General features: G+C 62.1%; 9 protein-coding genes (1 of these 9 cut by a window edge). 6 read left to right on the plus strand and 3 right to left on the minus strand.

Annotated features, from left to right (window positions below):
• From BJI47_RS02225 to BJI47_RS02245, 5 genes are all read left to right on the plus strand, one after another.
• Window positions 1-924, plus strand: a 924-nt coding sequence (locus BJI47_RS02225) for an IS3 family transposase (protein ID WP_088942194.1), incomplete at its 5' end; no start/stop codon positions are given.
• Window positions 925-1190: 266 nt separating this feature from the next.
• A complete protein-coding gene (locus tag BJI47_RS02230; RefSeq protein WP_088942195.1) occupies window positions 1191-1865 on the plus strand; it encodes a DedA family protein in 675 nt (224 codons plus the stop codon).
• The gene (locus BJI47_RS02235) at window positions 1862-2650 is read left to right on the plus strand and encodes an ABC transporter ATP-binding protein (RefSeq protein ID WP_088942196.1); all 789 of its coding nucleotides are present in this window, start codon (window positions 1862-1864) and stop codon (window positions 2648-2650) included. Before BJI47_RS02230 ends, BJI47_RS02235 begins: the two co-directional genes overlap by 4 nt.
• The gene (locus tag BJI47_RS02240) at window positions 2647-5034 is read left to right on the plus strand and encodes an ABC transporter permease (protein ID WP_088942197.1); all 2388 of its coding nucleotides are present in this window, start codon (window positions 2647-2649) and stop codon (window positions 5032-5034) included. Before BJI47_RS02235 ends, BJI47_RS02240 begins: the two co-directional genes overlap by 4 nt.
• A 58-nt stretch (window positions 5035-5092) precedes the next feature.
• Window positions 5093-5377, plus strand: coding sequence for an ABC transporter permease (locus tag BJI47_RS02245; protein ID WP_217808498.1), 285 nt, complete (start codon window positions 5093-5095; stop codon window positions 5375-5377).
• 718 nt (window positions 5378-6095) lie between these two features.
• On the opposite strand, the gene BJI47_RS02250 is transcribed toward BJI47_RS02245, so the two are convergent.
• Entirely contained in the window at window positions 6096-7394 is a 1299-nt protein-coding gene (locus BJI47_RS02250; protein ID WP_088942199.1) for an alanine racemase, read from the minus strand.
• Between BJI47_RS02250 and BJI47_RS23985 the strand changes: the two genes are divergently transcribed.
• The gene (locus BJI47_RS23985) at window positions 7353-7496 is read left to right on the plus strand and encodes a hypothetical protein (RefSeq protein ID WP_176224634.1); all 144 of its coding nucleotides are present in this window, start codon (window positions 7353-7355) and stop codon (window positions 7494-7496) included. The two genes, BJI47_RS02250 and BJI47_RS23985, sit on opposite strands and share 42 nt — an antisense overlap.
• A 236-nt stretch (window positions 7497-7732) precedes the next feature.
• Here the strand turns inward: BJI47_RS23985 and BJI47_RS02255 are convergent, their stop codons facing one another.
• Together BJI47_RS02255 and BJI47_RS02260 are read right to left on the minus strand one after the other, a co-directional pair.
• Window positions 7733-8923, minus strand: coding sequence for a hypothetical protein (locus BJI47_RS02255; protein ID WP_088942198.1), 1191 nt, complete (start codon window positions 8921-8923; stop codon window positions 7733-7735).
• A 77-nt stretch (window positions 8924-9000) separates the two neighbouring features.
• Window positions 9001-10000: the 3' portion of an alkaline phosphatase family protein gene (locus BJI47_RS02260; protein ID WP_176224635.1), read on the minus strand. Its footprint extends 152 nt past the window's final position; the window shows 1000 of its 1152 coding nt (coding positions 153-1152); the start codon falls outside the window, past its right edge; the stop codon is at window positions 9001-9003.

Below are 10000 nucleotides of genomic sequence, written 5' to 3' on the forward strand. Positions count from 1 at the left end.
GTCCGCGTACTTCGCAGCCAATCAACAAAAGTAGAGCTCTACACGTTGATGGCCGCGGAGTACGCGAACTCCGCAGTTCACCGGATGGCGCGCCTGCTCGAGGTGTCGACCTCCGGCTTCTACAAGAACCAAGGACGCAGTGTGACAACCCGATTGGCAGAGCGAGAGCAGCGTAGAGCCGATCTGGAGATCAAGATCCTCGCGATCCACCAGGAGTCGAAAGGCGTGTACGGGGCACCGCGCATCACCGCCGAACTCCACGACCGAGGCGAGGTGATCACCGAGAAAACTGTCGCCAAGATCATGCGATCGCTCGGTGTCGTCGGCATCAGTCCGCGCACGTTCAAGGTCCGCACCACCGTGGTCGATCCGTTCGCCTCGTTCCCTGATGATCTGGTCCAGCGCCGTTTCGATCAGGGTGAACTCGATGCGGTGTGGACTTCGGACATAACGTATCTGACCTGCGGGGAGGGGGATATGTACCTGTGCGCGATCAAGGACGAGCACTCGAAGAAGGTTCTCGGATGGGCCGTGGCCGATCACATGCGCACCGAGCTGGTTGTCGAAGCGTTGGAGATGGCGGTCGCCGAACGTGGCGGCGATGTCGCGGGAACAATCATGCACTCGGACAGGGGATCTCAGTACACTGCTGACATCATGAAGCAGGCGTGTGAACGGTACGGGTTGCGGCGTTCGATGGGTGAAACCGGTCAATGCTGGGACAACGCCGGCGCCGAAAGTCTGTGGTCGACGTTCAAGCACGAGTACTACTACCGGCACACCTTCGTTCATGCCACTGAATTGGTTGCTGCAGTTGACAACTGGATGAACTTCTACAACACTCGCCGTAGGCACTCCACGATCGGGATGCTCAGCCCCACCACGTACGAACAGTCACTGATCGCGCCCATCATGGCCGCGTGACCACTGTCCACTTTTCGGGGGGAACCTCAAGAGATGATCGACGTTCGAGCCGCCAGGTCGGGTGGTGGGGATACGGCATGGTTAACCAGCACTTGAGCAGCGTAGCCGAGCATGTGGCCGCCGATATTGCGGTAAACCGCAGGGTTTGACGGTGTAGTTCCTTTCAATTGTCGATGGCTTTCCTCGATGTTCCCCATCCGAAAAATTTCTAACGTTTTCAGTGACCTACTTGACGAGCGACGTCACCGACGAACAGGGGAATTGATATGTCCGACTTGTTGATCGCTGCAGCTGCTGAGGCCGAGCCACTCGATGGGTTGGCCGGATGGGCAGTCGGGATCATGGAAGCGCTCGGCGGCCCCGGTGCCGCCGTCGTTGTCGGTGCAGACAACCTGTTCCCCCCGATCCCGAGCGAACTCGTCCTGCCTCTCGCTGGGTTCTCGGCCAGTCAGGGCGTGTTCTCCTTCGGTGCCGCGCTTTTCTGGACGACGCTCGGCTCGGTCCTGGGCGCGATCATCGTCTACGCGGTGGGCGCACTCATCGGGCGGGAGCGCACACGGGCACTGGTGGTACGGATCCCGCTGATCAAAGCCGGTGACTTCGACCGGACTGAGGCGTGGTTCGCAAAGCACGGCTCGAAGGCAGTTTTCCTCGGACGTATGGTTCCGCTGTTTCGTAGCTTCATATCCTTGCCTGCCGGCATCGAGCGAATGGGAATGCTGAAGTTTCTCGTACTCACAACAATAGGTAGTTTGATCTGGAACACCGTATTTGTCACTGCGGGATATCAGCTAGGTGAGAACTGGCACCTCGTAGAGGGCTATGCCGGAATCCTTCAGAAGATCGTCATCGCTTCGGTCGCAATTGCTTTCGTCGTATTCGTAGCCATGCGATTGCGGGCTCGCCGCCAGGCGGATCACGCCGGACACCGAGCGCTATGAGAACGCCGGAGTGGTCCACCCGGCCGGTGCCGGCACAAATACCTGCGGTTCGCGTGCGCGCCGCGCGCCGCCGGTACGACCTGGGCGACGAGACCGTCAACGCACTGAACGACCTCAGTGTCGACTTTCATCGCAGAACTTTCACCGCGGTGATGGGGCCATCGGGATCGGGGAAATCGACGTTGTTGCAGTGCGCTGCGGGGCTCGACAAATTGGACGGCGGGGAGACCTTCATTGGCGACGTGGAGGTGGGATCCCTCAGTGAGCAGGCACGGACCCTCCTGCGCCGATCCAAGGTGGGTTTTGTTTTTCAGTCCTACAACCTCATCGACTCGCTGACGGCAATCCAGAATCTCGAGCTGCCTCTGCGGCTTGCCGGTCGCAAGCCTGAGCGTTCCCGTATCACCGCAGGTCTGGCGAGGGTCGGTCTGGGGGATCGGATGCATCATCGGCCGTCTCAGCTGTCCGGTGGCCAGCAGCAGCGGGTAGCCGTCGCTCGCGCTCTGGTGTCCGAGCCTGAAGTGGTGTTCGCGGACGAGCCCACGGGTGCATTGGACTCTGCTGGCTCGCGGTCAGTCTTGGAGTTGCTGCGCAGCGTGGTGGATCACGAGGGTCAGACCGTGGTGATGGTGACCCACGATCCGACCGCCGCTTCGTTCGCCGATCGAGTGCTGTTTCTCCGTGACGGGAAAGTGGTAGACGATCTACAGCACCGCCGGGGCGTCCCGGGTGACAACCGGACCGCCGCTCAGATCGCTGCTCGGATGACTGAGGTCACATCATGATCACCTGGGCATTGGCGTCTTTCCGGTGCCGGATCACGGCCGCGCTGGGTGTACTGCTGGCGGTGTTTATCGGCGTTCTGATCACGACTGCCACTGCACAAGTCATGGCTGCTGCAGGACCGCAGCCACCGGAACGGCTTCAGGGGGCATCGTTGGTAGTCGCCGGCGAACGAGCGACGAACGTTCTGGGACAAGCGGGTGACCGCAGCGCGTGGGGCGGAGACCAGCTCGCCCAGCTGACGCAGCGAATCCTCTCGGTACCGGGCATCTCCGATGTCGTGGCGGACCGCAGCTTCCTCGCGCAGATTGTCACGCCGGCCGGAGCACTGCCGAGCGAGGACCCACAGGTCGCGGGCCACGGATGGTCGAGCACATCGCTGGCTCCTTACCGACTGACCTCCGGTGCGGAACCGAAGCAGGCATCGGAGGTCGTGCTCGGGAGGGAATTCGGTTCCTCCGTGGGCAACACGGTCACCCTTCGGACTGCACAACGCGATGTCGAGGTGACAGTCGCCGGCACCACCGACGGCCCTGGCGTTTACTTCGACGACGCTACCGCCGCGCAGTTGGCCCCCGCAGCCAGCCTCCTCGGTATCGAGGTCACCGATCAGTCGGCAGAAGCCTCGGTGCAGGCGGTCGCGGCGCAGTTCGGTGGCGAGGTGGTGACCGATCGCGTTGCCCTGCAGGATGACTCGATCGCGAAAAGCCGCTACTTGAGCAGTCAGTTCCTGACGGCGCTGGCCCTCGCGTCGTTGGTCGTGAGCCTCTTCGTCGTCTCGGTAACCTCGAAATTTGCGGTCGACGAGCGCACGCAAGAATTCGGTCTCCTTCGCGCAACCGGAGCGCTGCCGAAGCAGCTGCGCCGGGTGGTGCTGCTGGAGGCCGCGCTGCTGGGGACGGTGGGATCGGTTGCGGGAGCGGTGGCCGGAGTATTGGCGACGGTGCCGCTGGCTGCAATGTTGCGATCGTGGGGGATCCTGCCCGCCCAGCTCGTCCTGACAATCGACTGGGTCGGTGCCATGGCAACTGTCCTGGGAGGTATTGCCATAGCCGTGATCGGCGCCGCTATCTCGGCGGTGAGCGCTTCGCGGGTGAGCCCGCTGGCCGCGATGCGACCCGAGTCGACCCGTCCGCGCAAGGCCAGCGGGCGGCTACGAACGATTAGCGGAACCGCATTGGCCGCGCTCGTCGTCATCGAGGTGGTCGCCGGCCGCACGGTGCCGGGTCTGGACTCGGTGTTGATGGCGATCGTCATCGCTCTCACCACCGCCATCGCTGCTGCATGTCTCGCACCGGTACTGGTGCCGCGACTCGCACGAATCTTGCTGTGGCTGCCCTGGCGAATACAGCCGTCCGCCCCGCTCATGGTCGGCAGCGCTGAGGTCACCACAAACCCGCGCCGGTCTGCCTCGATCGCCGCGCCGGCGATCATCGCGGGGGCTCTCGCCATCCTGACCAGTGGATTCATTCCCACGATGCGAATCGCCTACCCCGCGGAGGCCGCAGGTCAGATCGAGGGCCAGTCAGTGGTGGTGTCCGATGGCGATTACCTCACGGCGGACCAAGTATCCCAAGCGTACGAGAAGTACGACGTCATCGAGGTCGGGGTATCCAGTCGAGCCCGACTTGTCGTTCCCGGATCCACCGTCGCGCTCCCCGTCACGGCACTCCCGAGCGCGGCCGAGCCTTCCGGCTTCGAGGTGCCCCGATACTTGGCTGACGAAAATGGTTGGCAAACAGGCGACCCCGTCACCCTGGTGATGGCGGATGGGGCAACCCTCAACCCGACGATCACGACGATTGTGGACGAACCAAGGGGTGAACATCCCGGTGTGGCTTTGTCCGAGGGCATCATTCGCTCACACGACCCCTCGGCCGTGGCGGAAGAGGTGTTCGTGCGCTCGTCATCTGTCCAAACCTCCATCGAGCCCCCCGCAGGCACCCGCGTCACGGATGCGATCACCTGGTCCGGGGCCCGCTACGACAAGGACCTGACTCTGCTCAATCGCTACGTCATGACCTTCATCGCAGTCGCTGTCGGCTACGCCGTACTCGCAGCCACCATCACCATCGCGATGTCCATGCGGCATCGGCAGACCCAAGTGCGCACACTGGCGCGCTCCGGTGCCACCAAACGGCAGATCAGTGGGGTGGTCGTCATCGAGGCTGTTGTCGCCGGCGCGTGCGGCGTGCTACTCGGTGCGCTCTGTACGCTCGTGCCGCTACACGAGATGGCGGCCGGACTATCGAACACCACAGGAAGCCCAGTAGGTGTTCACCTCGACTGGGCACAGGCCTTGCTGGTGCCGTTGGGAATCGCGTGCATGATGGGCGTGACTGCATCGGTGGTGAGTTTTCGTAGCGGGCCGGCGAGCATTCAGTGACCCCCGGCCGCACTAGCGATCCTGTTCGGATTCTGCCTCAGCTGGATCGCCGTCTTCCTTGGCGTACTCGTCAAAGACGAGAACACCGTCATGGCTTTTACCTTCATCGCTTTCCTCCCTACTCCTACTCGGAAGCAGCCTCGCCGCCCCCGTTGGCACCCTGCCCGGCTGGCTCCAAGCATGGGCCGACATCAATCCGGTCACCCACGCCATGGATGGTGCACGCGCCCTTCTCACCGGCACCCCCGCCGACGACTCGATCACTCAGACCCTCATCTGGTCGGCGGTCATCTTCACCGTCTTTTGTCCCCTCGCCGTCCGCGCCTATGCCCGAAAACGCTAAAGTTCTAACGGCACAGCGAAACGGGGTACCGGGTAATGCGTTGCCAGCAACCGCATTACGGCGTTCAGGTTGCTAAACACACGCGTCGCGGTCGCAGCGATTTCAGTGGAGGAAGCCCCACCGCATACGGCCGGGCCGCCAGAACGCCGACGAGGTTGTCAGTTTTAGAAGACGACTGCACTACGGCCACGGTATCCGCGCATCAGCGCACACGACTGCTGACATAGTTCATTCAGAAGTGGGCTGCACGAACCGACGTCCCCACTTCGAAGTCAGCGAGTGAGTGCTGAGATGTGTCGGTACAGAGTGGCCCGGCCTCTTTTCAGTGCCCAGATGTGGGGGGGCGTTGACCTTGGAGGCATCAGTGATTGCCCGGTTCGCGAAACACGCCGGGAGGCAGAGGTCGGTCCTCATTGACTGATGCCTCAAGCCCCAACACGCTACTTCTTCTACCAACCCTGCGTCTCGACTAGCATCACATGAGGCCCGCAGATCCTGGCATGTCTCATGAGACATGCGGATTCTGGAGAACACAGCGAAAGCACACAGCCTCGACAACAGAATCGACGCCCTCGTATCCCGAGCAGGAAATCGTGAACTGTCCGCCGACAACACACATTTCGTCGGCGACCAAATCACATAGTGGCCGAGGTTCCGCGGGAAAGTTTCCCTTGTGTGGGGATCGATGCTCGCGGAGAACGTCGGTCATGGCTATGTCTCAGAAGAAGGTGTGGACGAGGTCCACAACGAGGGGATTGTCTGAGTCGGCGTCGTCGATCACAGGGATGAGTCGCCATTTGTCGAACGCAGTGCACGGATGTGAAAGTCCCAGGCGTACGACGGTTCCGACCGGCGGAGCAACAGAGTCTTCGGGCATCCGCAGAAACGCGTGCTGGTCGTTGAGTGCGGTGACCTCGGCGTGCTCGACGCTCTGGGGGACTGGGAGTCCTTCGTCGAACGGCAGGTCCCGTTTCCCAGCGTCCAGCAGTGCCAACCCGGGCTCTGGCGTGGACACAACGCGTCCCCAACCGTGCATTGCCGATCTCAACGGGTTGTCGGAGCGAGCCGAATTCATCGGCGAAATCTGTGAGTAGAACCCGTCGTCGTGGATGATATAGGCGCCTGAGCGCAGTACCACCGACGTGGTTATGCCACGCTCACCCTGCTGGTCCACCACAGCAGCCAATCGCTCGATCACCAGGTCCTGATAGGCGCTGCCACCGACCGTCACGATGGCATGAGTGTCGTAGAGATCGGCATCGAGTAGTTCCCGGTGCAGGGCGCCGACCGTGTCCAAGTACGTGCGGACAGCAGCCAGACCGGCCGCTGAGCGATCATGGCTCAGTGCACCCTCGTATCCACCGACCCCGGCGAGTGCTAATGATGGTGATGCGACCACAGCGTCAGCGACGGCACGAGCGGCCTCCGTCGTTCGTGCGCCTGTTCGACCGTGTTCTCCACCGAGTTCGACGATCACGTTGACCGTACGAGAGCCCGGGCCAGAATCAAGGACAGCATTCATTGCCTCTACGGTGCCGAGGCCATCTGCCCAGCAGTAGAATTCGAATTCCGGATGAGATTCCAATTCGGATGCAAGCCAGGTCAGTCCTATCGGATCGACGAGGGAATTGGCGAGAAGTATTCGCTCGACGCCGTACGCTCGTGCGAGCTGCACCTGCCAGATTGTTGCCAAAGTTATTGCCCTGGCGCCTGATTCGAGCTGGAGTTGCCACAGTGCCGGGGCCATCGTCGTCTTGCCGTGCGGTGCGATCCGGACTCCGGCGTGCTGCGCCCAGTCGGCCATGACTGCAATGTTGTGCTGCATGCGCCCGCGATCCAACGTGAGCAATGGCGTTTGGAAGTCCGCCAGTCTTGGATCGGTGCTGATGAACTGCTCGACGGACTGTCCCCACGCACTCGGGGGAAAGGACTTGTGTTCGGGGCCGAGCGTCTTCGTTCGGAGGGCGTTCACAGCATGCGAGTCGATCAAGACGAAACCTCCAAGGCGCTGGCTCATGCGTACGTGGCGCTCGATTGCGACGATCGATACCTTGCCGAGCTCGATTTGGTTGCCGAACAGGGCTACACGGAGGGCCGCGGCCAACACGAGTATTCGTGAACAGCATCGGAGTGCTCATCCGCGACGGTACCGGGTCTGTGGACGCTCCGGTAGCGATGGCAGTTCCCCGCATGCCCATCACTCCTTCCCAAGTCCTGGTGCGCAGGTGCATGCACATCTGTTCTCGCAGGGCGTTCGGATGGGACCGTTGTTCACCGGCCTTCCGCGCGAAGGGTCCTCGTCGCGATCGTCTGACATCCGCTGGACCCGATCGGTCGTCGATCGGATTCGAGGCTTCAGGCGTTGTCGTAGAACCCGACAGTCCGGAGCGCCGACCGCAGCGCCTCGATCACACGGTCCCAAGGAACTGCCTCCTCCGCGCACTCCGATGCAGCGGCGGCCTCGCCGCGAAGACGGGCCTCACGTGCACATTCCTTCCAGGACTGAGACTGCTCAACGCAAAACCTCTCGTAGCGAGCAATTTTCATCTGGTCCCGCCCACACACCGACACAACATCTTCGGCGTCGATAGTCCCGCCCAACTCTGCGTCGAGTTCGAGCAACGTCATCAACTGCTTGGGTACCTCGTCTTCGGTTGCGTCGTCCAGGGCATCCCCGGAACCAGTAGCAATTGCCGATGTCGGGAGCCAACCGCCGAGATCAGCTGCGAAATCATCGTCGACGCGGGTGACGAAATCCGCGAGACGGCTGACCGCATCCAACAAGTGTTGGGGTACGAAGGGCCGTGCATCGATGCTCGAGGTGAGGTGAACACGGTCGTCGGTGAGAAGAAACTTCAGCCGCGGATGGCGACGATTGAGATCCGCCACCACTTCGGCAGCACGTGTGCGACCGCCGATTCTTTCAACTATCGGAGCAGCGACGCGTACCTCGTCGAGAGCAGCGACATAGACGTGAGCAGTTACCTTGCCCAACGGCACGGTGAAGCTTCCGTCCGCCGCCAGGCGCATTTCCGGCCAGGGGAGCGCCTGCGATGCCCTTCGGACTGCTCGCGCGAGAGCTTCCTCCTCAGCATGGATCGAGGAGGTCATCGGCTCGAAGACCTTCCCGGCGTCGCCGATCAGTTCTACTCCGAAGACGCCCCCGACGGTGCTCCGGTCCTGCGAACCCGCGAGGAAGCTTGGGTGCGGAATATTCCACGTGCGACGGAGCTGTGTGACAACCGTCGATGCGAACCGATCTGCACACAAGACTGGCTCTTCCAACACATGAATGTCGGAAACACCGGATTGACGCCACGGAGAAGGCGGATTCGACAGTCCCGACGACACGCACACGAGGGTTCTGCGCGTAGTCGTCCGCATGCGCATCTCGAGCTTGTCGGCACCCTCGGGCAGGAATGCCGGCGACAGCGACCAATCCGCGGTCCGTTCACCGGACGCCAGTCGATCGCCCAGTTGTGACGCGAACCGTCGCCAGTCCTTCTCCATCGAGCTATCCAGTTCTCGAACCTCGAACGTCGACATTGTTTCTCCCCGTCATCAACCGCGAACTTCTCGAACGGGGAAAACCTAGCGGGGGATACCGACACGAATCGTTCGCATCAGCTCTTCCCCCGGACAACCAGGGCCGGGATCATGAGTTCGGCCGAAGTCAACGACCCATGGTGTCCGCGGAGAGCCGATGCGGACACTTCCGTGCGACTCCGAATCACGACGGACCGATCGTTCGCCAGTACCAGCAGGTCGCCGATTCGCCCGTAGGCATCCGACGAAACAGTCGGGCCGAACCATCCGAGATCGACCGCGTCGTCCCTTGCTACGACGCGAAAGCCGGCACCGAGTTGCTCCCGCCACGTCGCAGTTACGTCGTCGGCGGCTCCTTCGCGGGCATACAGGTAGCGCATCCGCGGCTCTCCACCTACAAGGCGAATTTCCCGCTGCAGTTCGACGGAGGTGTCGTAGTCGACTCTGTCCTCGACTTCGACCATCCCGTGATCCGCCACTACTACCAGTGCGCCGTCATGTGGGAGGCGCTCGGCGATCGCTTGCGCGAGATCGTCGACGTGACCGAGCTCGAGCCGCCACGCGAGCGACTGCGGGCCGCGAACATGACCGACCAGGTCGAGATCTCCGTAGTAGGCGTAGACCAATGTCGGACCTGCTGAATCGAAGATGTCACCGACCTGGGCTCCCAGATCTCCGATGGACACCGACGTGTGAAATGACGGCCCACGAAGCGCAGCGCGGGTTAGTCCTGAACCGTTCTGCATCGATGGACCGATATGCACCACCCTCACACCGGCATCGAGTCCACGCTCGAAGGCCGTCGGGATGGGCTGAAAATTCTCGGGCACGAGGTCGATCGGAAGCCCTTCGGACTTCCCGGCACCCACAAGCTTCCATTGAAGGCTGTTCATCAATCGCTTATGGCCGGAAGGGGCGACGAGATACCCCATGATCCCGTGCGAGCCAGGCGGTAGCCCGGTACCGAAAGAACTCAGGCTGGTTGCCGTCGTAGTGGGGAAGCCGGCGGTGATCGGTGGCGAAGAATGAGAGTTGAGGAACGGTGCCTCCTCGGGATGGGCTGAGAGCTGCTCCGAA

This window comes from Rhodococcus sp. 1168 (assembly GCF_002091955.1).
Lineage (GTDB): Bacteria > Actinomycetota > Actinomycetes > Mycobacteriales > Mycobacteriaceae > Rhodococcoides.

Bases quoted from the DNA above. Each gene is read 5' to 3' on its own strand.
- BJI47_RS02230 (WP_088942195.1), top strand. From the start codon at position 1,191: ATGTCCGACTTGTTGATCGCTGCAGCTGCTGAGGCCGAGCCACTCGAT.
- BJI47_RS02235 (WP_088942196.1), top strand. From the start codon at position 1,862: ATGAGAACGCCGGAGTGGTCCACCCGGCCGGTGCCGGCACAAATACCT.
- BJI47_RS02240 (WP_088942197.1), top strand. From the start codon at position 2,647: ATGATCACCTGGGCATTGGCGTCTTTCCGGTGCCGGATCACGGCCGCG.
- BJI47_RS23985 (WP_176224634.1), top strand. From the start codon at position 7,353: ATGCGAGTCGATCAAGACGAAACCTCCAAGGCGCTGGCTCATGCGTAC.
- BJI47_RS02250 (WP_088942199.1), bottom strand. From the start codon at position 7,394: ATGAGCCAGCGCCTTGGAGGTTTCGTCTTGATCGACTCGCATGCTGTG.
- BJI47_RS02255 (WP_088942198.1), bottom strand. From the start codon at position 8,923: ATGTCGACGTTCGAGGTTCGAGAACTGGATAGCTCGATGGAGAAGGAC.